The organism is Devosia yakushimensis, assembly GCF_030159855.1.
GTDB lineage: Bacteria > Pseudomonadota > Alphaproteobacteria > Rhizobiales > Devosiaceae > Devosia > Devosia yakushimensis.
Genome location: NZ_BSNG01000004.1, coordinates 210,121 through 232,864, shown reverse-complemented (window position 1 = coordinate 232,864; position 22,744 = coordinate 210,121). Strand labels below are relative to the sequence as shown.

General features: G+C 63.3%; 21 protein-coding genes, 1 tRNA gene and 1 pseudogene. 14 read left to right on the top strand and 9 right to left on the bottom strand.

The annotated features are described in order from the left end of the window. Positions 1-93: 93 nt before the first annotated feature. Positions 94-756, bottom strand: coding sequence for a TetR/AcrR family transcriptional regulator (locus tag QQL79_RS21705; protein WP_284394329.1), 663 nt, complete (start codon positions 754-756; stop codon positions 94-96). Between the two features lie 211 nt (positions 757-967). Here QQL79_RS21705 and QQL79_RS21700 point away from each other — a divergent pair, with 211 nt between their 5' ends. The 3 genes from QQL79_RS21700 (at position 968) to QQL79_RS21690 (ending at position 4,261) form a co-directional block, all read left to right on the top strand. Continuing rightward, positions 968-2,119, top strand: coding sequence for a Gfo/Idh/MocA family protein (locus QQL79_RS21700; RefSeq protein ID WP_284394327.1), 1,152 nt, complete (start codon positions 968-970; stop codon positions 2,117-2,119). Between the two features lie 148 nt (positions 2,120-2,267). Further along, positions 2,268-3,437, top strand: coding sequence for a dihydrodipicolinate synthase family protein (locus QQL79_RS21695; RefSeq protein ID WP_284394325.1), 1,170 nt, complete (start codon positions 2,268-2,270; stop codon positions 3,435-3,437). Further along, positions 3,437-4,261: a sugar phosphate isomerase/epimerase family protein gene (locus QQL79_RS21690; RefSeq protein ID WP_284394322.1), complete on the top strand. Its 825-nt coding sequence runs from the start codon at positions 3,437-3,439 to the stop codon at positions 4,259-4,261. Before QQL79_RS21695 ends, QQL79_RS21690 begins: the two co-directional genes overlap by 1 nt. Before the next feature lie 4 nt (positions 4,262-4,265). Here the strand turns inward: QQL79_RS21690 and QQL79_RS21685 are convergent, their stop codons facing one another. The 5 genes from QQL79_RS21685 to QQL79_RS21665 all read right to left on the bottom strand — a co-directional run bounded on the left by QQL79_RS21685 (position 4,266) and on the right by QQL79_RS21665 (position 11,324). After that, the gene (locus QQL79_RS21685; protein ID WP_284394321.1) at positions 4,266-4,655 is read right to left on the bottom strand and encodes a hypothetical protein; all 390 of its coding nucleotides are present in this window, start codon (positions 4,653-4,655) and stop codon (positions 4,266-4,268) included. A gap of 96 nt (positions 4,656-4,751) precedes the next feature. Continuing rightward, positions 4,752-5,945 carry a class I SAM-dependent RNA methyltransferase gene (locus QQL79_RS21680; protein WP_284394319.1) on the bottom strand — a complete coding sequence of 398 codons (1,194 nt, stop codon included), beginning with the start codon at positions 5,943-5,945 and terminating at the stop codon, positions 4,752-4,754. Positions 5,946-6,224: 279 nt separating this feature from the next. Next, entirely contained in the window at positions 6,225-9,155 is a 2,931-nt protein-coding gene (locus QQL79_RS21675; RefSeq protein ID WP_284394317.1) for an FAD-binding and (Fe-S)-binding domain-containing protein, read from the bottom strand. Positions 9,156-9,388: 233 nt separating this feature from the next. Beyond that, on the bottom strand, positions 9,389-10,120 hold the full coding sequence (locus QQL79_RS21670) for a PadR family transcriptional regulator (RefSeq protein WP_284394314.1): 732 nt from the start codon (positions 10,118-10,120) through the stop codon (positions 9,389-9,391). 175 nt (positions 10,121-10,295) lie between these two features. Beyond that, positions 10,296-11,324 (bottom strand): complex I NDUFA9 subunit family protein, encoded by a 1,029-nt coding sequence (locus QQL79_RS21665; RefSeq protein WP_284394313.1) that lies wholly within the window; start codon positions 11,322-11,324, stop codon positions 10,296-10,298. Between the two features lie 156 nt (positions 11,325-11,480). Between QQL79_RS21665 and QQL79_RS21660 the strand changes: the two genes are divergently transcribed. Further along, positions 11,481-11,843 (top strand): GFA family protein, encoded by a 363-nt coding sequence (locus tag QQL79_RS21660; protein ID WP_284394312.1) that lies wholly within the window; start codon positions 11,481-11,483, stop codon positions 11,841-11,843. A 59-nt stretch (positions 11,844-11,902) separates the two neighbouring features. After that, positions 11,903-11,987: transfer RNA gene (locus QQL79_RS21655), tRNA-Leu, on the top strand. A gap of 72 nt (positions 11,988-12,059) precedes the next feature. Here QQL79_RS21655 and QQL79_RS21650 read toward each other — a convergent pair. Next, positions 12,060-12,833 (bottom strand): CPBP family intramembrane glutamic endopeptidase, encoded by a 774-nt coding sequence (locus QQL79_RS21650; protein ID WP_284394311.1) that lies wholly within the window; start codon positions 12,831-12,833, stop codon positions 12,060-12,062. 161 nt (positions 12,834-12,994) lie between these two features. On the opposite strand from QQL79_RS21650, the gene QQL79_RS21645 reads away from it, so the two are divergent. The 7 genes and pseudogenes from QQL79_RS21645 to QQL79_RS21615 all read left to right on the top strand — a co-directional run bounded on the left by QQL79_RS21645 (position 12,995) and on the right by QQL79_RS21615 (position 18,620). Then, positions 12,995-13,609 carry a ribonuclease D gene (locus QQL79_RS21645; protein WP_284394309.1) on the top strand — a complete coding sequence of 205 codons (615 nt, stop codon included), beginning with the start codon at positions 12,995-12,997 and terminating at the stop codon, positions 13,607-13,609. 20 nt (positions 13,610-13,629) lie between these two features. Then, positions 13,630-14,268, top strand: a complete 639-nt coding sequence (locus QQL79_RS21640) for a hypothetical protein (RefSeq protein WP_284394308.1) — start codon at positions 13,630-13,632, stop codon at positions 14,266-14,268. Further along, positions 14,265-14,597: pseudogene (locus tag QQL79_RS21635) on the top strand (LptA/OstA family protein); the annotation flags it as partial. The gene QQL79_RS21640 and the pseudogene QQL79_RS21635, both read left to right, overlap by 4 nt. Beyond that, positions 14,570-15,472, top strand: coding sequence for an LPS export ABC transporter ATP-binding protein (lptB, locus tag QQL79_RS21630; protein WP_370461285.1), 903 nt, complete (start codon positions 14,570-14,572; stop codon positions 15,470-15,472). The pseudogene QQL79_RS21635 and the gene lptB, both read left to right, overlap by 28 nt. 135 nt (positions 15,473-15,607) lie before the next feature. Next, the gene (gene rpoN, locus QQL79_RS21625) at positions 15,608-17,119 is read left to right on the top strand and encodes an RNA polymerase factor sigma-54 (protein ID WP_284394302.1); all 1,512 of its coding nucleotides are present in this window, start codon (positions 15,608-15,610) and stop codon (positions 17,117-17,119) included. A 409-nt stretch (positions 17,120-17,528) separates the two neighbouring features. Then, positions 17,529-18,104 carry a ribosome hibernation promotion factor gene (locus tag QQL79_RS21620; RefSeq protein ID WP_284394300.1) on the top strand — a complete coding sequence of 192 codons (576 nt, stop codon included), beginning with the start codon at positions 17,529-17,531 and terminating at the stop codon, positions 18,102-18,104. A gap of 48 nt (positions 18,105-18,152) precedes the next feature. Continuing rightward, entirely contained in the window at positions 18,153-18,620 is a 468-nt protein-coding gene (locus QQL79_RS21615; RefSeq protein ID WP_284394510.1) for a PTS sugar transporter subunit IIA, read from the top strand. A gap of 71 nt (positions 18,621-18,691) precedes the next feature. Here the strand turns inward: QQL79_RS21615 and QQL79_RS21610 are convergent, their stop codons facing one another. Continuing rightward, the gene (locus QQL79_RS21610; RefSeq protein ID WP_284394299.1) at positions 18,692-18,979 is read right to left on the bottom strand and encodes a DUF1150 family protein; all 288 of its coding nucleotides are present in this window, start codon (positions 18,977-18,979) and stop codon (positions 18,692-18,694) included. Between the two features lie 15 nt (positions 18,980-18,994). Then, a complete protein-coding gene (locus QQL79_RS21605; protein WP_284394297.1) occupies positions 18,995-19,414 on the bottom strand; it encodes an Hsp20 family protein in 420 nt (139 codons plus the stop codon). Positions 19,415-19,561: 147 nt separating this feature from the next. Here QQL79_RS21605 and QQL79_RS21600 point away from each other — a divergent pair, with 147 nt between their 5' ends. Together QQL79_RS21600 and QQL79_RS21595 are read left to right on the top strand one after the other, a co-directional pair. Then, the gene (locus tag QQL79_RS21600) at positions 19,562-20,407 is read left to right on the top strand and encodes a glycosyltransferase family 2 protein (RefSeq protein WP_284394295.1); all 846 of its coding nucleotides are present in this window, start codon (positions 19,562-19,564) and stop codon (positions 20,405-20,407) included. Positions 20,408-20,548: 141 nt separating this feature from the next. Then, positions 20,549-22,738: a methyl-accepting chemotaxis protein gene (locus QQL79_RS21595; RefSeq protein ID WP_284394294.1), complete on the top strand. Its 2,190-nt coding sequence runs from the start codon at positions 20,549-20,551 to the stop codon at positions 22,736-22,738. Positions 22,739-22,744 lie beyond the last annotated feature (6 nt).

Below are 22,744 nucleotides of genomic sequence, written 5' to 3'. Positions count from 1 at the left end.
CGAGTGGCCCTCGGGTCAAGCCCGAGGGAAGCGATTGTGGGTGGGATTGCTTCGCGCTTCCACATCCCCTTTAACCCAAAACCCCGCCTGCGCTCAGGCCGGCTTGGTCCGTAGATAGTCCAGCACCATCTGCACCGCCTGGGCCTCGCGCTCCTGCACCATGTCGATGCCGGAGAGATCGCGCGAGAAGATCACCGAGAGCGTCGCCATGTTGGAGACGTAGAAAAAGCCCAGCGCCGCAATGGAAATGTAGAGCTGCACGGGGTCGACATCGCGCCGGAAAATGCCCGAATCGGCGCCGCGATCAACGATCGTCGTGATCTGTCCGACCAGCGGGGAATGGAGCGCCTGGATATCAGGCAGGGTCTTGAGGAAGCGGGCATTTTCGATGTTTTCCGTGCCCAGGAGGCGCGGAAACCAGGGATTGGCCAGGAAATGCCGGAAGGTGAAGCGCACCAGCCGGTCCATGGCGTCCACCGGCCCGAATTGGTCCAGGCTCAGCGCACGCTCGCCGCGCCTGATCTCCTGATAGGCGTCAAGCAGCACCGCCCGGTAGAGATCTTCCTTATTGCCGAAATAATGGTAGAGCAGGCGCTTGTTGGCGCCGGCGCGTTCGGCAATGGCATCGACCCGAGCGCCCTCGAAACCGCGCTCGGCAAATTCAGCCCGACCGGCGACCAGAATATCGGCCTTGGTCTTGCTCGAATTGCGCGCCCGCTTGGGGGCGGGCGCCGGCTCTGTCAGCCGCTGATCCATAAAGCCTCGCCAGATGAACGGACCGGTTACCCGGCTTGCCGTATCTCCATCAGATAACAGCGCGGGCGCGGCCGGTAAAGACCGGCCCCAATCGGGCAGCGGCGGGCAGACATGGGCCAATCGCATCTTGCCATCTTGACGACAACGGGACGCCGCGTGTACCTAAGTAACTAGTTAGTTACACGCATGGCGTGATCGGGAGGATTTTCGGATGGCGGAACAACGGCTTGGGCTGATCATGCATGGCGTGACCGGCCGCATGGGGTACAATCAGCACCTGGTGCGCTCGATTCTGGCCATTCGCGACCAGGGCGGCATTGCCCTTTCCAATGGCGACCGGCTGGTGGTCGACCCGATCATTGTGGGCCGCGACGCCGACAAGATCGAGCGGCTGGCCAAGAAGCACAATATTGCCCGCTGGAGTTCCGATCTCGACGCGGCCTTGGCCAATCCCGAGGACACAGTCTTCTTCGATGCCGGCACGACGCTGATGCGCGCTGGCCTCATCGAAAAGGCACTGGCGGCCGGCAAGCATGTCTATTGCGAAAAGCCGACCTCGGATTCCCTCGACATCGCCGTCAACCTCGCCAAGACCGCCCGCGCTTCGGGCCTCAAGCATGGCGTGGTGCAGGACAAGCTGTTCCTGCCCGGGCTGATGAAGCTCAAAATGCTGCGCGATAGCGGCTTTTTCGGCGACATCCTCTCGGTACGCGGCGAGTTCGGCTATTGGGTTTTCGAAGGCGATTGGCAGCCGGCCCAGCGCCCGAGCTGGAATTACCGCAAGGCCGATGGCGGCGGCATCATCCTCGATATGCTGTGCCACTGGCGCTATGTGCTCGACAATCTCTTCGGCGAGGTCAAGGCGGTCTCCTGCCTCGGCGCCACGCACATTCCGAGCCGCGTCGACGAGAAGGGCAACCGCTACAAGGCCGACACCGATGACGCGGCCTATGCCACGTTCGAACTCGAAGGCGGGGTGATCGCCCAGATCAATTCGAGCTGGACCACCCGCGTCCGCCGCGATGACCTGGTCACCTTCCATGTCGATGGCACCCATGGTTCGGCCGTGGCGGGGCTGCACAAATGCTGGAGCCAGCATCGCGTCAATACGCCCAAGCCGGTGTGGAATCCCGATCAGCCACAGACCATGAATTTCTTTGCCGATTGGGAAGAAGTGCCGGACAATTGGCCGGCCCAGAACGGGTTCAAGGCGCAGTGGGAAATGTTCCTCCGCCACGTCGCCGAAGACGCGCCATGGGAATATGGCCTCGAAGCGGGCGCCAAGGGCGTGCAGCTGGCCGAACTCGGCCTCAAGAGCTGGGCCGAACGCCGCTGGCTCGACGTGCCGAAGCTGGATTTCTAGTTACCGGCCCTCCCGCCCCCGATGTCATTCCGGCGCAGGCCGGAATCCATGCTGAAGACCAGCAGCGGCATCCAGGGTTGGGGGGCACACAGCATGGACCCCGGCCTGCGCCGGGGTGACATCGCGTTTGTTGAGGCTTTGAGAAAATATGACCAGCATCAACCTGCCCAATCCCGACCGGACCATCACGCCCTATACTCTCAGCGGCGAACCCATCCCCTTTATCCGCCACAAGGCCACAGACTTTCCGCGCATTGCCTATGCGGCGGCCCATGTGGTGGCCGATCCCCTGGCCAATAACGATCCCTGGCTGACCCCGGCGATCGACTGGGACACGACGCTCAAATTCCGCCATCGCCTGTGGGATCTGGGCCTGGGCGTTGCCGAGGCCATGGATACCGCCCAGCGCGGCATGGGGCTGGGTTGGGCCGAGGCGCAGGAACTGATCCGCCGGGCGCAGGCCGAAGCGCGCACGCGCGATGACAGCCTCATCGCCTATGGCGCGGGCACCGACCATCTGGCACCGGGGCCGGACGTGACCATCGACACCATCATCAAGGCCTATGAAGAACAGATCGGCTTTGTCGAAGGCGAAGGCGGACGGATCATTCTGATGGCCAGCCGGGCACTGGCCGCCGCCGCCAAGTCGCCGGACGATTACGCCAAGGTCTATGGCCGCATTCTGAGCCAGGTCAAGCAACCGGTGATCATGCATTGGCTGGGCGAGATGTTCGATCCGGCCCTGGCCGGCTATTGGGGCAAGGGCACACATGAAGAGGCCATGGATGTGTGCCTCGACGTGATCGCCGCCCATGCCGACAAGGTCGACGGCATCAAGATTTCCCTGCTCTCGGCGGAAAAGGAAATCGACATGCGCCGGCGCCTGCCCGCGTCGGTCAAGATGTATACCGGCGACGATTTCAACTATGCTGAACTGATATCAGGCGATGATCAGGGCTATTCCCATGCCCTGCTCGGCATTTTCGACGCCATCGCCCCGGCGGCCTCGGCGGGGCTGGCCGCATTGGGCAAGGGCAATACCAACGAGTTCTTCGACCTGCTCGAACCCACCGTGCCGCTGAGCCGGCATATCTTTGCCGCCCCCACCCGGTTCTACAAAACCGGGGTGGTGTTCCTCGCCTATCTCAATGGGCTGCAGGATCATTTCCAGATGATCGGCGGACAGCAATCGACCCGCTCCGTCCAGCATCTGAGCGAGCTGTTCCGGCTGGCCGACAAGGCGCGTGTCCTCAGTGACCCCGATCTCGCCGTAAAGCGCATGAATGCGGTGCTCAACGTTAACAGTGTGTTAGCATAATGACCCAGCGTGCTATCTCGTTGAACCTGGCCACCACGCGACAGGTCTGGGGCTTCAAGGACGCGGTCGACGGGTGCCTGAAAGCGGGCATCACCGCCATTTCACCCTGGCGCGACCAGATCGCGGCCATCGGTCTGGATGAAGCCGCCCGCATCGTTCGCGACAACAAATTGCAAGTCACCGGCGTCTGCCGCGGCGGCATGTTCCCGGCCGAAACCGCCGCCGGACGGCAGGCCAATATCGATGACAATCTGCGCGCCATCGACGAAGCCGCCGCCCTCAATGCCGATTGCCTCGTGCTGGTCGTCGGCGGATTACCCGGTTCTTCCAAGGACTTACCGGGTGCCCGGCAAATGGTGACCGATGGCATCGCCGCCATGCTGCCCCATGCCAAGGCCTCGGGCGTCAGAATAGCCATCGAGCCGCTGCACCCCATGTATGCCGCCGACCGCGCCTGCGTGAACACGATCGATCAGGCGCTCGACATCTGCGAAACGCTGGGCGAGACGGTTGGCGTTGCCATCGACGTCTACCATGTCTGGTGGGACCCCAATCTCGCCCGCGCCATCGCCCGGGCGGGGCGGATGAACCGCATTTTCGCCCATCACATCTGCGACTGGCTGGTGCCCACCAAGGACATGCTGCTCGACCGCGGCATGATGGGCGACGGCGTCATCGACCTGCCGTCCATCCGCAAGATGATTGAAGATGCTGGGTTTTTCGGGCCGCAGGAAGTGGAAATCTTCTCCGCCGACAATTGGTGGAAACGCCCCGGCGACGAAGTTCTCGCCGTGATCAAGGAGCGTGTCGCGACGGTCTGCTGACCCTTCAGGCGCGGTTATAGGCCAGGGTCTGGCACAGCACCGCCGCGCGGCAGCCCTGGATTTCGATCGTATCCGGACCGGTCTGGGTAATGGTGGCATCGGCACTGATGCCACCGGCGCTCAGCGATCCCTTCCATTCATTGGGGCCCGATTGCTCGGCCTGCATGACCTGTGTGCCGACAAAGGCCAGGTTCTCCTCGGTGGCCGATTCGCCCTCGAGATTGGTCAGCACGCCACAGAGATCGGTGCCGGATTCGCCGCAAAGCGAGAATTCGAACGAGGTGCCGAACTCGTCGACAAAGGTGCCGCTGGGATCGGCCGCATCCTGCGCCAACACAGGGATGGCAGCGGCACAGAACAGGCCGATTGCGAAAGTCGTTTTTGCAATAGTCATAGGATTCTCCGCGCGAAAACCCCGCCCCTAGCAGTCGCTTTCAAATTGGTGACGGAAGGGCCAACGCACGGGCTGCGAGCCGGTTGCAATCTGTGATCAGCGCCGGAAAGTAGCCGCGATCTCGATATGGGTGGATTGGGTGAACTGATCGACGGCCACCAGATCGCTCATCTTGTAACCGGCCGCCACCAAGGTCGCCGCGTCGCGGGCAAAGGTGCGGGCATCGCAGGCAACCATGACCACGGTCTTGACCTTGGACTTGGCCAATTCGCGTATCTGGGCTTCGGCACCGGCGCGGGGTGGGTCGAGCACCACGGCGTCATAGGGCAATTCGAACTGGGTGAGCGGGTCGCGGAACAGGTCGCGCGGCTTGGCGGTGATTTCTCTGATGCCCTTGGTGAAGCGGCGGGCCTTGTCGAGCGCCAGAATGCCGGCTTTGTCACTGTCGAAGGCGGCCACCGGGCGCTGTTCGGCCAGGCGCAGGGCGAAGGGGCCGATGCCGCAGAACAGATCGGCGACGTTTTTGGCCTTGCCGACGGCGTTGAGCACATAGTCGGAAAGAATGGTTTCGGCGGCTTCGGTGGCCTGCAGGAAGCTGCCGATGGGCAATTCCACCTGGGCACGGCCCATGCCGACAAGGGGCGGCTGGGTCTGAAGGACCATTTCGCCATTGAGCGCCAGCCGGGCGAGACGGAAGCGGGCGACCAGCGGCTGCAGCCGGTCGGCGCGGGCCTGTTTCTTCTCGGTGCGGACGGCGACATCGAGGCCGGTGACGCTGGCGGTAAAGCTCACATCGGCCTCGCCAACGGCCGCCATGACCGCGCGAGCGATGTCGGGCGCGCGGGCCAGTTCGGGCACGAGGATCGGGCAGGCATCAAGGTCATGCACCTGATGGCTGCGCAGCCGCATATAGCCGGCGCCTTCCTTGCGGGCATGGAGCGTGGCGCGGCGGCGGCCATTGTCGGCGGCGTCGATAAAGCTCATGACCTTGTGATCGAGCCCGGCAAAGCGCAGCGGGGTTTCGACCAGCCCGGTCTTAAAGGCCTCATAGCTCGGCCGGTCCATATGCTGGAGCTGGCAGCCGCCACAGGCGCCGAAATGCGGACAGAACGGCGTGATGCGGTTGGCGGCCGGTTCAAGCACCGAGACCAGCGTGCCGCGATCGCCATCGGCAGTGATATCCACCAACTCTCCCGGCAGGGCCAATGGCACGAAAATCCTGGTGCCATCGATCTCGGTGACACCCTCGCCCTTGTGGCCGAGGCTGGTGATATGGGTGGTGATGCTCATGAACGTCCGGGGCTTGCTGAAGGGTTCAGTAGCCTGTTGCGGGCGGTGTGTGAAGGGAGCGGGTTTTTGGCCCGGCTTAGGCCAACCGACATTCAGGTTCTGGAATAAATTCCGTAAGCCGCGATCTGCCTCCCTCCCCCTTGAGGGGAGGGATTGAGGGTGGGGGTGTCGAGCTATCCACCGGCATCGAATTCGTGGAGGGCGCGACACCCCCACCCTAGCCCTCCCCTCAAGGGGGAGGGGATTGGATCGGGGCTCTCGAACTATCAGAAAAAGCTTTTAATGCACCGGGCGGCTGGCCCATTCCAAGAGACTCGCCAGGCCGACAAAGGGCACGCCCGCATGTTCGCTGAGGCCAGAGGCGCAGGTGGAAACGGTGGAGACGCCTAACGTACAACCTGCCGGTATGTCGTTTTTGGCGAAGCGGGTGGCGTGCTGATTGAGTTCGGGGAAGAACAGGCCCTTGTCGCCGGCATAGCCGCAGCAGGTGACGGAACTCAGCACGGCGATATCTTCCGCGCAGGCGCGGGCGATGGCTTCGGTGGAGGGCTGTTCCTTGAGGCGCTGGGCCGAGCAATTGTGATGCACGGCCACTGTCGGCAGTTTCTGCGTGATGGTCAGGCGCGGCAGGACATGGGTGACGAGGAACTGCGCCGAATCGAGCACGGCGGCATCGCCGGGGAATTCCTTGAGATGCTTGGCACAGGTGGAAGCGTCGGTGACGACCGGTGTCGCGCCGGCATCGCTGAGGGCCGAGAGTTCGCGCTTGAGCGCGCCGCCCACTTCGGCCGCCTGTTCGGGAAAGCCTTTGGACTGGAAGGGCTGACCGCAGCATTGGCCATTCAGATGCTCGGGCATGGTCACGTCGAACCCCGCCCGGTCGAGCAGGGCAACCATGGCATCGGTGACCGGCAGAAGATTCTGGCCGGTTTGCGGGGCGCCGAACATGCGGCTGGCGCAGGAGGGGAAATAGACGATTTTCTGCCGGCCGCCTTGCACGATGGGCACAGGAAAGCCGGTGTCGCGTGGATCGTCGCGCGAGACCTTTGACGGGGCCTTTGGCGCGCCGGGGCCATGGCGCAGGGCGCGGGAGAGCCGGGGAATGCGATTGCCAGAAGCGCGGCGGGCGGTTTCGGTGATGGCTTCCATCGCAGGAGCCGGGATTATGGTACGGGCGGCATCGGCCAGGGCCACACCGCCGCGCATGAAGGCTTCGATGCCGCCAGTGTGATCGGCAGCAAAACCGGCCACCGAGCGGGAGGTGCCGCCGCGGCGCTGACCGCGCTGGCCGATGATCATGGTGCCGGTTTCGATGCCGACGGGGCAGCGCAGGGAACACAGATTACACGCCGCGCAGGTGTCGAGCCCGGGATATTGGAAATCCCGGTCGAGAATTGCGAGCCGTTCGGGGTTTTCACCACTGGCGCGCAGGCGTTCGCGCTCGCGGGTCACCGCGATGCGCTGGCGCGGGGAGAGCGTCATCTGGTGGCTGGGGCAGGCCGGCTCGCAGAAACCGCATTCGATGCACATGTCGACCAGCTCGTTGGCGAGCGGCATGACCTTGAGATTCTTGATGTGCACCTTGGCATCGGCATTGAGCAGGACGCCAGGATTGAGCAGGTTTTCGGGGTCGAACAGCGCCTTGATCTGGTGCATCAAGCCATAGGCCTTGGAGCCCCATTCAGCCTCGACAAAGGGCGCGATGGCGCGGCCGGTGCCGTGTTCTGCTTTGAGCGAGCCGCCGAATTCGATCGAGACCAGATCGGACAGGGCCTTGGAAAAGACGTCGAATTTTTCCGCTGCGCCGGGCGCGGCGAAATCGTCGCTCATCTGGAAATGCAGGTTCCCCGCCAAGGCGTGACCAAAAATGATGGCGTCTTCATAGCCGTGCTCGTCGAGCAGATCGCGCATGGCGATGACGAATTCAGCCAGCCGGTCGATAGGCGCGGCGACGTCTTCGGTGAGCATGGAGGTGCCCTTGGGACGGGCAGCGCCGCCCGAGGCGAAGAAGCCCTTGCGGATATCCCAGAGGGCGTGCGAGCGGGCTTCGTCGGTCGAAAAATCGATATGGGTGGCGCCATTGGACGACAGGATGGCGACGGCTTTTTCGACTTCCGTATCGAGCTCCTGCGCAGTGGGCGCGGTGACGTCGATGAGCACCGCCGGGGAAGTTTCGGTGAGCCAGGGCAGCAGGGGCGCCATGGGGGCGAGATGCTCGACCGTCGCAAGGGCACGGCGTTCGATATATTCGGCGGCGGTGACGCCCGTTGTTACCTGCACCCCGTTATTGGCCAGCACACTGATTGCACTGGCAGCAGCATAGGGGTCCGGGAAGGGCACCAAGGCGGTCGATTTGAAGGGGTGCTCGGGCACTGTATTATAGGTGACCTCGGAGACGAAGCCGAGCGTGCCTTCCGACCCCACCATCAGGTGGATCAGGATATCGAGCGGGTCGTGATAATCGACCAGAGCGTTGAGCGAATAGCCCACCGTATTCTTGATGCGGTATTTCTTTTTGATCAGCGCGACGAGGTCGGGATCGGCCATGACCTGGTGATGCAGGTCATGAATGGCGTCAAGCATGACGGCATGGCTAATGCGGAAGGCATCGCAGGAAGCCGGATCGCCCGAATCGAGAGCTGTGCCGTCGGCCAGCACGATCCTGAGGCGCGCCATGGTGTGGTAGGTGTTCTGCGCCACGCCGCAGCACATGCCCGAGGAATTGTTGTTGACCACGCCGCCGATCTTGCAAGTGGCTTGGCTGGCCGGATCGGGACCGATCTTGCGGTCGAATTTCTTGAGGGCGGCATTGGCCTGGGCGACGATGATCGCCGGCCCCAGGGTGATCTGGTCGGCACCGGGATGGATGTCGAGCTTGCGCCAGCCATCGCCCAGCACGGCCAGGACACCATCGGTAACCGCCTGGCCGGAAAGCGAGGTGCCGGCGGCGCGGAAGGTCAGCGGCAGATGCTCCGCCCGGCAGGCCTCGATCACCGCGCGCACATCGTCTTCGGAATTGATGAAGACCACGGCGGCCGGCACCAGCCGGTAGGAGCTGGCATCCCCGCTCCAGGCATAGGTCATCAGCGGATCGGTGAACATGCGCCCGGCAACCCGCCCCTTGAGGCGCGCGACAAGGCGCTCGCCGGCCGCGATGCGGTCGGGCGTGGGCTGGTGGACGGGGGAGGGTGAGAGGACGGCTTGCTGCATGGAGCGAGGCTAACATGTCAGCTGGCAAAAGCGGAAGAGGTATTAGATAGGTATTATCGATGGCTGGTGGCGCGGGCCAACTTCAATCCCACTCAACCACCGTGACGAAGGGTCCTCGGGCCAAGCCCAAGGAAATCGGTAGTGCTGTGGGGAGATTGTGGCGGTGCGGCCGCTACTCGAATGAGGGAAGCGCCGCGATGGCGGCACTCCCCTCGCCAGTGTAACGCTGGCGCTCAGATATCGACGTCGTCTTCGCCGAGTGCCTCGATCTGGGCGGCGGCGTGGCGCAGGATATCGGCGGCTTCGCGCTGCTGTTCGGGCGAGCCGGAACGCGCCTTTTTGAGGGCGGCCTTGAGGGCGCGGCGGGCTTCATTGAGCTCGGGCACCACGTCGCGCAGGTCGCGGTCAGCGTCAGGCTCGTGGTGGCCGGGGCCGAAACCGAACCCGCGATGGGGCGGGCGATTGCCGAAATCGGGACCCTGTTCGCGGTTGAACGGCCAATCAGCCTTGGCGAATTCGCGGAAGCGGTTCATCTGCTCACCGGCCTTGGCGAGGAATGACAGGGTCGATTCGATGGCTTCGCGATTGTCGGCCAGGTGCGAACGCCCGTCATCGGTGATGGTATAGAGCTTCTTGTTGCCATCGGCTTCCGAGGTGACATAGCCGGCTTCCTCGAGGAAAGTCAGCGCCGGATAGACGATGCCGGGGCTGGGCGAATAAAAGCCGCCCGATTTTTCCTCGATGGCCTTGATCAGGTCATAGCCGTGACGCGGCTGCTGCTCGATGAGATAGAGCGCCACGAGCCGCAGGTCGCCCGAGGCAAGCATGCGGCCGATGCGAAAATTGCCGCCCATATTGCCCCAGCCGTCACCACCAACGCCGCCCGCAAACTGTCCCCAGCCGCGGCGGGCCATGGCTTCAAGCCGACGCCAATTGGGTTCGCCATTGCGCCAATACTGTCCCATGATGGGTCTCCGATATATCTTGGTTTCCATTGAACGCTAAGATCGGCGCGGCTTGCGGCGATTTCAAGATATATCTTACGATTGTTTTTGGGATTCCATCGGGAATGGAACCGCAGGCAACAAAAAAGCCACCGCGCTGGCGGTGGCTTTCAAAATCCGGCGCTCCGGGAAAGGTCTAGATCTTGACCTTTTCGTAGTGCGAGGGGTCAGCCTTGAAGGAGGTGGGATCGGCGAGGCTGGCGTCACGGTCGAATTGGCCGTGTTTGCGGAAGCGGTACATATAGGTGGGCAGGATCGTGTCCATCGCGGTGGGCGCGATGCCAATGCCCGCCAGGGTGCGCTTTTCCTTGATGGCGGCTTCCGAGACGACATTGTCGACGCCGAGCAGATCGACCTGATCGGCGGTCAGCAAGGGCGGGAAGGGCAGGATGGCGAGCGGAGCAGCCAGGAATTTGGCAAAGCCGGGCGACAGCGGCAGCAGGCTATTCTTGCGGCCCGCTTCGCGCAGGATGCGCTGCAGCAGCGCGCGATGGGTTTCGGTGGTCGGCCCGCCCAGCTCGTAGATGCGGCCGGTCTTGAGCTGGCCCTCGGCAGCCTTGGCGAAAGCCTGGGCGACATCGCCGACATAGACGGGCTGGAACTTTGTATCGCCTGATATCAGCGGCAGCGCCGGCAGGAGCCGGGACAGGCTGCCCATGAGATTGAAGAAGCCATCGTCGCGGCCAAACATGATGGAGGGCCGGAAGATGACGGCGTTGGGGAAGGCGGCCAGCACGGCCGCTTCGCCTTCGAGCTTGGAGCTGGCATAGGCGCTGACCGAGGCGGCCTTGTCGACGCCAAGCGCCGACATATGGACCAGGGTATGCGCACCGGCGGCCTTGGCGGCATCAGCGACGAGGCCGGCGCCTTCGGTATGCACGGCTTTGAACGTCTGGGCGCCGCGCTCATAGCCGATGCCGACCAGGTTGATGACGATATCGGCATGGGCGACAGCGCGCTCAACGGAGGCGCGATTGCGCAGGTTGGCCTGAATGGGCACCACCTGCCCCACCATGCCGAGCGTCTTGACGTGACCGGCCAGGTCGGGACGGCGCGTGGCGACGCGGATGCGGTGGCCGCGATTGGCCAGCAATTGCACGATCTGGGTTCCCACGAAGCCGGAACCGCCAAAGATGGTGACGAGTTTGGGTTCGAGGCTATCCATGCAAAGGCTCCGGCAAAATGGCGCGAGGGGCGCGCGGCAAGTTGGCTCGGGTTCTAGCGCAGGCAGGGCGTGGCTGTCGAGGGCATGGGGCAGGCAATGACTTGACTCCATGCGGCTTTTGTTCTTGTTTTGTTCGAACAACCGAGGAGATTTCCGATGAGCACGTCCCAGACCTATCACGGCCAATGCCATTGCGGAGCGGTACGCTTTACCGCCAAGACGGCGCTCGATGGCATGATGGATTGCAATTGTTCGCGCTGCCGGCGGCTGGGCTGGATATTGCAGGCCGTGCCGGCGAGCGAATTTGCGCTGTTGAGCGGGGAGGAAAAGCTGGTTCCCTATCACTTCAATACCGACCGGATCGACCATCTGTTCTGCAGCCATTGCGGCATCGAATCGTTCGCGCGCGGCGAGGATGGCAATGGCCAGGCCATGGTGATGATCAATGTGAACTGTCTCGATGACGCCCCGGCGGTGGATCGCAATACGATCAAGCACTGGGACGGCGCGAACTATTGAGGGGAAGTGCAAAAGCCCGTTGACAAGCGTCAGCGGGCACCCTAGTTACACCGCCACTTGCCCAGATGGCGGAATTGGTAGACGCGCACGGTTCAGGTCCGTGTACCGCAAGGTGTGGAAGTTCGAGTCTTCTTCTGGGCACCAGTTTTTGAGCGAGAGCCGTGTAATCCATTGGGATTGCGCGGCTTTCGTGCTTTTGGCCATCTGCTGGCCCGGCTATGAGGCGGGCAGCGGCGCCAGGCCGGTTTCGCGCGCGTCCAGCTTGCGCAGCAGCCAAAGGCCATAAAGGAAATTGGGGAGGATGAAGAGGATGGGGACCACCAGGGTCCACCAGTGCACACTGCCCTTTACAGGAGTGCTCACCACGCCGGCGGCGATCAGGGTGAGCAGGAAATCCCAGAAGGCGTGAAACAGCATTGCCGGGATGATGGAGCGGGTGCGCAGCATCACGGCCATGAAGAATACGCCGCTCATGAAGGCGGTGACGGCCTGAATGGCGGCCTCAAGAAAATCTCCAGTGGTAAAGCCATTGATGACATGCACGGCCCCGAAAGCGACGGAGGTGAGCCAGATGGCCGGCCACAGGCTCAGCCTGGTGCGCAAGGCATGGAACAGCACGCCACGGAAGGCGATTTCCTCGGAAAAGCCCACGGCCAGCGTGTTGGCGAGCAGAAAGAGGATGGTGACCGGCGGCGGCAGGCCAATGGCCAGGGCCAATCCCAGAAACAGCAGCAAGTAAAGCCCCGGCAGGAGCAGAAGCCGCAGCGACGTCCAGGGGCGCGGGGCGACAAGGCCGATATCGCGCCAGCCCATGACCATGGCCACGACCAGCATGAAGAGACCCGCGCCGATGATCGGCCAGGCCAGGCGCCCGCCCAGGCCTTGGGTCAGCGGCGCCGGATCATGCGGCGTCCAGATGCCCCAGACGGTGATCAGGGCCCATATCAGCACCGCGACGACGGACAGGCCTATGCGGTATGTGCCCGGCATTGATGGCTCCCTCTGCTGCCGCCTTACCCAGGCGAATCAGTAGCAGCGGCGCCGGGCCCAGGGAATATGGCCCTCCGATCCATCGCTTTTGGGGGAGCCGCCTTTCCAACGCCCACTTGCTGTGCCAAGAGGAAGGTAATGGCTAAATTTCGAGACGTTCCATGACCATCAGACTACATCGCGGCGACCTGCCGGACCTTTCCCGCTATGGCCGCGAGGTGGCAATCGATACCGAGACCATGGGGCTCGATCCCCATCGCGACCGGCTCTGCGTGATCCAGTTGTCGCCCGGCGATGGCAGCGCCGATGTGGTGCAGATTCCCCAGGGCAGCAATGAGGCGCCCAATCTGGTCAAGCTGCTGTCGGACCCCAATGTCACCAAGATTTTCCACTATGCGCGTTTCGACGTGGCGGTGCTGAAGAACCGCTTCGGCGTGGTGACCGGGCCGGTCTATTGCACCAAGATCGCCAGCAAGCTGGTGCGCACCTATACCGACCGGCACGGGCTCAAGGATCTGGTGCGCGAACTGCTCAATGTGGACCTGTCCAAGCAGCAGCAGAGCTCGGACTGGGGCGGGGACAAGCTCAGCGACGCCCAGCTCGATTATGCGGCGTCGGACGTGCTCTATCTGCATGACCTCAAGCGGCACCTCGACCGCATGCTCAAGCGCGAGGGGCGGAGCGAGCTGGCGCAGCAATGTTTCGACTTCCTCAAGACGCGCTGCGAGCTTGACCTGCTGGGCTGGGAAGAAACCGATATTTTCGCCCATAGCTAGGGCGACACCAAGGGGTTGCCATGACAATCCATGCCGATGCGCCGGAACGGCTGGCGACCTACCGGCGCCTGGTACGGCGCAACCGGATCGTTTCGGTTCTGCGCCTCGGCGTGCCGGCGCTGGGCGCGCTGACCCTGGCCGTGCTGGCCGGGCAGATTTACCTGTCGAGCCTCACCAACCGGTTTGGGGTGGGGCAGATTTCGGTATCGCGCGACGGGGTTTCGGTGGATGCACCCGAATATGAGGGCCTGCTGGAAGATGGCGCGGCCTATCGCGTTACGGCAAGCGCGGCGCGGGCGGCGATGAACGCCACCGACCGGATCGCGCTGACCGACGCCGTGCTGGAAGTGGACCGGACCACGGGGGTTTCGATGCGCGCCGAGTCCGACCAAGCGTTGCTCGACACCACCCATCAGCTGGTTTTTATCGATGGCATTGCCCATTTCACCGATTCGACCGGCACGGTGGGCGTATTGGAGCAATCGATATTCGACTGGGCCAAATCGGTGCTGACCGCCAAGGGACCGGTGACGATCAATTATTCGGATGGCAGCGACATACAGGCTGATGGCATGGTTTACGATGCCAAACAGCAGACCTGGACATTTACCCGGGCTACGGTAACCCTGCCTTCGACCCCTGGAGAAACCATTCCATGATGCCGCGCACCCTGCTTGCCCTGAGCTTGCTGTTGCTGGCCGCTCCGGCCTGGGCCCAGCAAAAGGTTGAGATCACCGCCGATAAATTCACCATCGAGGAAACCAAGCGCGAAGCCGTGTTCGATGGCAATGTGGTGGTCAAGCATCCGACGGTGACCGTCTGGGCGCCCCATGTGGTGGCCGTTTACGGCGAGGGCGGCACCAATGACATCAAGAGCTTTGAGGCCACGGGCGACGTCAAGCTCGAAACCAAGGACCAGGTGGCAACAGGCGAGCGGGCGGTGTTTACCCCCGCCGACCAATTGCTGCGCCTGACGGGCAATGTGGTGGTGACCAATTCGGGCGGCACGGTCAATTCGCCCGAACTGGTGGTCAATCTCGAAACCAATGTGTCGACCTTTACCAGCAGCAGCGGCGGCCGGGTGACCGGGGTCTTCAATTCGCAATGAGTGACGCGACGGTAAAACCACGGGTCGACCAGACCGGGTGGCTGGTGGCGCATAGCCTGGCCAAGAGTTTCGGCAAGCGGGCCGTGGTGCGCGATGTATCGCTGGCCGTGCGGCGCGGAGAGGCGGTGGGCCTGCTGGGCCCTAATGGCGCGGGCAAGACCACCGTTTTCACCATGATTATGGGGCTGGTAAAGCCCGATAGCGGCGATATCAGGCTCGATGGCCGGCCCATTACCAGGCTGCCCCTGTTCCAGCGCGGACAATTGGGCATTGGCTATCTGCCGCAGGAACCCTCGATTTTCCGCGGCCTCAGCGTCACCGGCAATATCATGGCGGTGCTGGAAAACCATGTGAACGGCAAGGCCGAGCGCCAGGCGCGGCTGGAATCGCTGCTGGAGGAATTTTCCATCCAGCATCTGGCCAAAGCCAATGCATTGGCCCTATCGGGTGGCGAACGCCGGCGGGTGGAAATCGCCCGGGCGCTGGCCGCCGATCCGGTCTTCATGCTGCTCGACGAGCCCTTTGCCGGCGTCGATCCGATCGCGGTGGCCGAGGTGAAGGGACTGGTCAAGCAATTGACGCGGCGGGGTATTGGCGTGCTCGTCACCGACCATGCGGTGCGCGAAACGCTGGGGCTGGTCGACCGGGCCTATGTGATCCATGGCGGCAAGGTGATGATCCAGGGGCGCCCGGAAACCATCAGTGCCGACCCCGATGCGCGACGGGTCTATCTGGGCGAGAATTTCGAGATCTAGCCCGCGCCGGACAGCCATTTACACTTGGCACGGAACTTGCCCTATCGCTTGCCCCATGCCGCGAAATGAGGCATGGTGCCGCCGGGAAGTGGCCGGAAACGGCTAGAAATTTTGCAGTTTCAGGGACAGGATTGGATGGCACTTTCGCCGCGGCTCGAATTTCGGCAGGCCCAGAGCCTGACGCTGACGCCGCAATTGATGCAGTCGATCAAGCTGCTGCAATTGAGCCATCTCGAACTCAACGATTTCGTCGACGCCGAATTGCTGCGCAACCCCCTGCTCGAGCGCGAGGACGGGAGCGAACCGGGCGAGGCCGAGCCCGCCGAAGCGCCCGAGCGCAGCACCGAAATCAGTGCCTATGAGGATACCGTGGAGCGCGGCGAGCGCATCCAGGACGCCGATTCGATCGCCGATGGCTATGACACGGCGGTCGAGAATGTCTTTCCCGACCAGGCGGCGCAGGACCAGCTCAATCCGACCAGCCGGCTGGACCGCAATGGAGCAGGCGAAAGCGGGGAAGCGCCCGATATCGATCAGTTCGTCGCCTCGCGCCCTCTGCTCTCCGAGCATCTGGAAGCGCAGGCCAATATGCTGCTGCGCATACCGGCCGACCGGATGATCGCGCGCCACCTGATCGATAATCTCAATGAGGCGGGGTATCTGGCGGTCGAATTGGGCAGCATTGCCGATTTACTGGGGGCCGAGCTGGGCGATGTCGAAGCGGTGCTGGGGGCGCTGCAGGGCTGCGATCCGGTGGGGGTTTTCGCCCGGACCGTGCCGGAGTGCCTGGCCATGCAATTGCGCGAACGCGACCGGCTCGACCCGATGATGCAGGCGCTGCTCGACAATATCGACCTGCTGGCCGAGCATAATGTGGTGGCGCTGATGCGGGCGGTGGGCTGCGATCGCGAGGACCTGGCCGACATGCTGGCCGAACTCCGCCAGCTCGACCCCAAGCCGGGCCTGGCCTTTGACCGCGGGCCGGTGGAGGCGGTGGTGCCCGATGTCTTCGTGCGGCCGGGGCCGGATGGGGCTTGGCAGGTGGAGCTCAATAGCGAAGTGCTGCCGCGCGTGCTGGTCAACCGGGTCTATTATGCCAGCGTGGCCAAGAAGACGCGGGACGCGGCGGAAAAGACCTTTCTGTCCGATTGCCTGGCCAGCGCCAATTGGCTGACCAAAAGCCTGGACCAGCGGGCACAGACCATGATCAAGGTGGCGGCCGAAATCGTGCGGCAGCAGGACCAGTTCCTGCTGCATGGCATTGCCCATTTGCGGCCGATGACGCTCAAAATGGTGGCCGAGACCATCGATATGCACGAATCGACGGTGAGCCGGGTCACGTCCAACAAATATATGGCCACGCCACGCGGCCTGTTCGAAATGAAGTACTTTTTCACCACGGCCATTGCCTCGAGCGATGGCGGCGGAGATCACTCGGCCGAGGCAGTACGCCACCGCATCCGGCAATTGATCGAGGCCGAGGCGGCCAGCGACGTGCTGTCGGACGATACCATTGCCGCGCTGCTGCAGAAGGAACAGGGGATCGACCTGGCCCGGCGCACCGTGGCCAAATACCGGGAGGGCATGAATATCCCCTCCTCGGTGATCCGGCGGCGGCAGAAGAAAAATCTGGAGCGTGTGGGTTAGCACGCCGGGCTCGCCTCGCGACCCAGCGCTTGGCTCAGTCTTCACGCCGTGTTGATCGCGGCTCTCGTGTCGGGTCCGAGGGAGGCGCGGCGGGTGGAGGAACGCGCGCCTGTGGCTGCCGGTCACCTCCGAAAAACAGCGCGAAATACTGCACTGCCCCGCGAAAATTCGGCGCAAATCGCCGGAGCCCTTTAATGGCCCGCGAAGGCTATGGCCAAACTGGGGCGAAGTCACTCCCATAAAGCATGCCAAGGGGGGAGTTGCGCATTGCATGGCGACGGCCAGCGGGGCTAGCATCGGGTATGTTGCATACCCACATGCTGGAATGCGGCAGACGTGATCCCGAAATCCGGGAACCGGCTTTCGGAGATCCTCGTGTCGAAACAACGACAAGAAGGAAGAGGAAGCCATGACCTTACGCATCTCGGGAAAGAACATGGATGTGGGCGATGCGCTGCGTGGCAAGGCAGCGGATCATTTCGCCACGGTCGTCGGGAAATATTTCGACGGCGGCTATGACGGCCACCTGACCCTTACCCCCGACGGCATTGGCTTCCGCGCGGATTGCGTGGTGCATCTCGATACCGGTGCGACGCTGCAGGCAAGCGCCCAGGGGGGCGATGCCACCAGCGCCTATGAAATCATGGCGCTCAATATCGAAAAACGCCTGCGCCGCTACAATCGCAAGCTGCGCTCGCACCGGCGCGGGGCCAATGGCACTGCCGATGGCGTGACCGTGCAATATACCGTGTTCGGCGCGGGCGAGGACCTGGACGAACTCGACGAAGACTATGCGCCCCCGGTGATTGCCGAGACCACCAAAAGCCTGCGCCAGATGAGCGTGGAAGAGGCCGTGATGGAGCTCGATCTGACCGGCGGACAGGTGGTCATGTTCCGCCATGCTGGACATGGAGGGCTAAATGTGGTCTACCGCCGCTCCGACGGCAATATTGGGTGGATCGACCCCGCCCTCGGGACCAATTGAACGCGCCCGGCGCCACAATTGAGCGCAACAGTAGTCAAGGCAGACTTTATGGAATTGTCCGATATCCTGGCGGAACGGGCAGTGCTTTCTTGCACGAGCCTGAAATCAAAACGCCAGTTGTTTGAACAGCTTGCTGAAAAGGCAGCCGAAATGACCGGGCGACCGGTCGATGACATCTCTGCTGCCATCACCAGCCGGGAAGAACTCGGCTCGACGGGCCTGGGCAATGGCATTGCCATTCCCCATGGCAAGATTGCCGGGCTCGATGGGGTGACCGCCGTGTTCGCGCGCCTGGACAACCCGATCGAATTCGACGCGGTGGACGACCAGCCTGTGGATATCGTGATGATGCTGCTGGCTCCGGCCGGGGCTGGCGCCGACCACCTCAAGGCTCTGTCGCGGGTGGCGCGGCTACTGCGCACCGAAAGCGTGGTAGACGATTTGCGGCGGACCAACGACCCGCACAAGCTCTATCAGGTGTTGACCAGCCCGCTCGAGGGCAGCTACGCCGCCTGAAAGCACCAATGAGACAAAAAACCCCCGGAGACGATCCGGGGGTTTTTGATTTTCAGCCCTTGCAGCCTGAGCTAGTGGACCGTTGCCAGGCCCAGATTCTTGTCGCCCAGCCATTCAGCGACGGCATCGGCCGTGTCGGTGACCAGAAGCGGGGTGCCATCGGCCGACATGACCAGCTGATAGAGCTCGTCCTGTTCGAACTGGGCATCAACAATGAGATGGGAGAGGGTTTCCCCGCTCACCGGGCGCACATAGACGACGGCATCGCCGCCCAGCGCCATGAACTGGGCCGGGGTGAGGCCCCGAAGGGGATGGACGGGAGCGTCCGCTGCGGGCGCATCGTTGCGTTTTTCATACATTTGTCGGCCCTTTCCTCATAATGAGCGAATATCGATACGTCGGGCGATCTTTGGCGCTTGCGGGCGCTCCAGAGCAACAACGAGCATACCGTGCCCTAAAGTTGCATCCTTCACGATCATGCCATCGGCCAGAAGGAAGGAACGCTGGAACTGACGGGCGGCTATGCCGCGGTGCAGATACTGGCGTCCCGGTTCGTCCTTCTGCCGGCCGCGGACGACAATCTGGTTGTCCTCGGCGATCACTTCGAGCTCGTCGACCGAAAAACCGGCGACCGCGATGGAAACCAGGAACCGTTCGGTTCCCTGCTCATCTTGGGTGCGCTCGATATTATAGGGCGGGTAGCCGTCGGCGGACTTGGCCAGCCGGTCGACTCGCTCCTCGAAAGCATCGAAGCCGAGGAGAAATGGGGCGGAAAATACCGAAATACGCGACATCTACGCCGTCCTTGGTCACAAGCAACGTCTTGGCACTGGACCCGAAGAGAGTGGCATCCGGCGCCTGAGCAAGATATGGGACAGGCACTCTCCCGGTTCAAGTCCGGTATTATGCCGCCCCCGATGATGAACGGATGCTGACGAGAAATGAGCGAAACCATTGCCGTCATCATGCCGGCCTATAAGGCCCAGGACACGATCGGGCCGAGCGTTGCCAGCGTCCTGGCGCAGACCTATCCGCATTGGCAATTGCTGATCGTCAGCGATGACGGCACCGACTATGCCGAGCTGCTGGGCCGGCAAGGCATTGCCGACCCGCGCATTGTCCAGCTATCGAGCGGGACAGTGGGCGGCGGAGCTTCGGCGGCGCGCAATCTGGCGCTCGAGGCCAGTACGGCGTCCTATGCGGCGATCCTGGATGCCGACGACCGTTTCAAGCCGGAAAAGCTGGCATTGGCCATGGCGGCGCTGAGCGATCACGCCATTGTCACCACCGCACTCGATGTGATGACCGACAGTTTCGCGCATTTGCGCCATGTGGCGGCGGGGCCGGACCGGCTGGTGCAGGCCGGCGCCCATAAATGGCTCAATCTTTCCATGGATTCGATGGTGATCTGGGACCGGCGGCGGACCGATGGCCGCTATAACACCACGCTGAGCAATATGACCGATCTGGAATTGCTGCTGCAGCTCTACCGGGCAGTGCCGGTATCCTACCATTTGGGAACGCCGCTGCATGACTATGTCAAACGCGCCAGTTCGATGAGCAATGGCGCCAATGTCGCGGCGGGCATGATTGCCAGCAAGACCGCGATACTGGGCCGGGTGGAAGCGGGCTATTATGGGCTGCCGGACGAGGATGCGGCCGGGCTTGCCCGCTTCCTGCGCATCTCGCTCGAGGCCGAGAAGCTTTATGGCGACGCGCTGGCGGCGAAGCCGGGCCTGTTATTCGAGGATCACCTGCAGCCCATGCTGGCGGACGCCGCGGCATAAATTTCATAATCCGGCGCCCTGCCCCGGGCCGGCCGGGCCTTGCCCGGCTTTGTGAAATTGGCATGACGAAAGCATTCTCAAAGGCTTAACCCCTGGCCGATAGGGGCAGAGCGGACGAGAAAGCTTTGCTGGGGCTCGATAATGGGATTTTCGCGACTTTCGGTTGCCGGGCGCATCTATGCGGCCTTCGGCGCGCTGATCGGATTGATGGCATTGCTGATGGCCATCGCCATCGGGGGCGTGCAACTGAGCGGGGCGACATTCGGGCAATACCGGCAGGCGGCCCAGGATGCCGGCGCCGTCGCTCAACTGACCAGCGGGCTATCGGAGGCGCGGCTGGCCTTTTCGCGCTACCAGCTCAACCATGCAGCAGCCGATGCCGACCGGGCGAAGAGCCTGCTTGCAGCGCTGGAAAGCCACGACAACGCGATCAAGGAACAATTGGGCGCCTATAGCGGCATTGTCGACGCCATGGTGGCGCATGATGCCGATATTGCCGGGCTGAGCGCGGCCATGGAGCAGAGCGGCCTTACCACCACCGATACGTTGGGCCGCCTGATCGCCCAGGGAGCCGAATCGAGCAGCCTCAATGCCAAGGCGGCAGCGATCTCGGGTCTGGCCATGCAGCAGGCGCTGGAATTGCGGCTGATGGTGGACGCTCTGCTGGCCGATCCGGCGGGCGAAGGCCTTGCGGCGGTGACCGAGCGCGCCGGGCAGGCCCAGGCGACCCTTACCGCATTGCGTGGCACGTTCTTCAAGACCAGTGACCTCGAGGCGGTCGACGCCGTCATGGGCCAGCTTGCCGATTATGCCGGCATGATCGGGCAGGTGCATGCCCGCATGCTGGAGCGCGAGACGCTGGCGCAGGACGCCGCGGCGATCGATGCCAGCATTGCCGCTTCACTGGGCGAATTGGCGACAGCTACGGCACGGGAACAGACCATGCTGGAAGCCGATGCCGACCGCCAGGCTGGGGCCATCAGCCTGGGCGCGCTGGTCGCGGGGCTGGTGACGCTGGTGGCGGGTGTGGCCTTGGCCATGGTCATTGCCCGCTGGCTGTCGGGCTCGATCAAGGCGCTGTCGGTGGCCATGGGCCGCATGGTTGAGGGCGATTTCGCCGTGACACTGCCACAGGCCGGGCAACGCAACGAGCTGGGCCAGATCGCTCGGGCGCTCGAAGTGTTCGGTGCCAATGGGCTGGAAGTGCGTGCGGCACAGGCCCGCCGCGAGGCCGATATGGACCAGGCCTTCGAAACCGCGCAATTGCGCGCAGCGCTGCAGCGGGATGTCGAAGCGGTAGTAACGGCCGCGAGCGAAGGCGATTTCGGGCGGCGGCTGGCTTCCGACTACGGGCTTGATGAGCTCAATGGCTTTGCCCGCAGCCTTGACCGGCTGGTGGCCACGGTCGTACGGGGGCTGGACGAGACCGGATCGGTGCTCTCGGCGCTGGCGCGCGGGGAGCTGGGCGGACGGGTCGAAGGCGATTATGCCGGGGCCTTCGGCCAGCTCAAGGCCGATACCAATGCCCTGGCCCGGACCATGGCGGAAACCATGAATCGGATCGGGGCGGCGTCGACAGCGCTGCGCCGCGCCACCGACGAAATCCTGGCCGGGGCCAATGATCTTTCGGCCCGCACGGGGCGGCAGATCGCTGCTATCGAGACTACGAGCCAGGCCGTGCGGGCGCTATCGGACGATATCGTCGTCAATACGGGTCAGGCCGAACAGGCAGCGGCCAGTACGCGGGCTTCGGCGGCGCTGGCGCGGAACGGCGGGGTGGTGATGGCCCGGGTGACCGAGGCCATGGCAGGCATTACCCAGGCCTCGGGCAAGATTTCCAATGTGACGGGGGTAATCGAGGACATTGCCTTCCAAACGAACCTCTTGGCGCTCAATGCCTCGGTGGAAGCGGCGCGGGCCGGGGAAGCGGGGCGCGGCTTTGCCGTGGTGGCCGTGGAGGTGCGGCGGCTGGCGCAATCGGCGGCGGCGGCTTCGGCCGATATCAAGGCGCTGACGGGGCAATCGGCCGAAGCGGTCGCGGCGGGCTCCAAGCTGGTCGAGGAAGCGGCGCGCACGCTCAATACGATCCTGCTCGCCGTGGACAAGGACAATGGACATATGCAGGCCATTGCCCAATCGAGCCGCAGCCAGGCGGGGGCGGTAGAGACGGTCGGCATGGCCATGCGCCAGATGGACGAAGTGGTGCAGCACAATGCCGCGCTGGTGGAAGAAACCAATGCGGCGATCGAACAGACCCAGGCCCAGGCGAGCGAACTGGATCGGATTGTGGGGGCGTTTACGCGGCGTGGGGTGGCAAGGCTGGTGGCGTAAGGGGGG

What these genes read in the sequence shown, in the direction of transcription:
- QQL79_RS21705 (WP_284394329.1), bottom strand. Translation starts at nt 756, where the DNA reads ATGGATCAGCGGCTGACAGAGCCGGCGCCCGCCCCCAAGCGGGCGCGC.
- QQL79_RS21700 (WP_284394327.1), top strand. Translation starts at nt 968, where the DNA reads ATGGCGGAACAACGGCTTGGGCTGATCATGCATGGCGTGACCGGCCGC.
- QQL79_RS21695 (WP_284394325.1), top strand. Translation starts at nt 2,268, where the DNA reads ATGACCAGCATCAACCTGCCCAATCCCGACCGGACCATCACGCCCTAT.
- QQL79_RS21690 (WP_284394322.1), top strand. Translation starts at nt 3,437, where the DNA reads ATGACCCAGCGTGCTATCTCGTTGAACCTGGCCACCACGCGACAGGTC.
- QQL79_RS21685 (WP_284394321.1), bottom strand. Translation starts at nt 4,655, where the DNA reads ATGACTATTGCAAAAACGACTTTCGCAATCGGCCTGTTCTGTGCCGCT.
- QQL79_RS21680 (WP_284394319.1), bottom strand. Translation starts at nt 5,945, where the DNA reads ATGAGCATCACCACCCATATCACCAGCCTCGGCCACAAGGGCGAGGGT.
- QQL79_RS21675 (WP_284394317.1), bottom strand. Translation starts at nt 9,155, where the DNA reads ATGCAGCAAGCCGTCCTCTCACCCTCCCCCGTCCACCAGCCCACGCCC.
- QQL79_RS21670 (WP_284394314.1), bottom strand. Translation starts at nt 10,120, where the DNA reads ATGGGACAGTATTGGCGCAATGGCGAACCCAATTGGCGTCGGCTTGAA.
- QQL79_RS21665 (WP_284394313.1), bottom strand. Translation starts at nt 11,324, where the DNA reads ATGGATAGCCTCGAACCCAAACTCGTCACCATCTTTGGCGGTTCCGGC.
- QQL79_RS21660 (WP_284394312.1), top strand. Translation starts at nt 11,481, where the DNA reads ATGAGCACGTCCCAGACCTATCACGGCCAATGCCATTGCGGAGCGGTA.
- QQL79_RS21650 (WP_284394311.1), bottom strand. Translation starts at nt 12,833, where the DNA reads ATGCCGGGCACATACCGCATAGGCCTGTCCGTCGTCGCGGTGCTGATA.
- QQL79_RS21645 (WP_284394309.1), top strand. Translation starts at nt 12,995, where the DNA reads ATGACCATCAGACTACATCGCGGCGACCTGCCGGACCTTTCCCGCTAT.
- QQL79_RS21640 (WP_284394308.1), top strand. Translation starts at nt 13,630, where the DNA reads ATGACAATCCATGCCGATGCGCCGGAACGGCTGGCGACCTACCGGCGC.
- rpoN (WP_284394302.1), top strand. Translation starts at nt 15,608, where the DNA reads ATGGCACTTTCGCCGCGGCTCGAATTTCGGCAGGCCCAGAGCCTGACG.
- QQL79_RS21620 (WP_284394300.1), top strand. Translation starts at nt 17,529, where the DNA reads ATGACCTTACGCATCTCGGGAAAGAACATGGATGTGGGCGATGCGCTG.
- QQL79_RS21615 (WP_284394510.1), top strand. Translation starts at nt 18,153, where the DNA reads ATGGAATTGTCCGATATCCTGGCGGAACGGGCAGTGCTTTCTTGCACG.
- QQL79_RS21610 (WP_284394299.1), bottom strand. Translation starts at nt 18,979, where the DNA reads ATGTATGAAAAACGCAACGATGCGCCCGCAGCGGACGCTCCCGTCCAT.
- QQL79_RS21605 (WP_284394297.1), bottom strand. Translation starts at nt 19,414, where the DNA reads ATGTCGCGTATTTCGGTATTTTCCGCCCCATTTCTCCTCGGCTTCGAT.
- QQL79_RS21600 (WP_284394295.1), top strand. Translation starts at nt 19,562, where the DNA reads ATGAGCGAAACCATTGCCGTCATCATGCCGGCCTATAAGGCCCAGGAC.
- QQL79_RS21595 (WP_284394294.1), top strand. Translation starts at nt 20,549, where the DNA reads ATGGGATTTTCGCGACTTTCGGTTGCCGGGCGCATCTATGCGGCCTTC.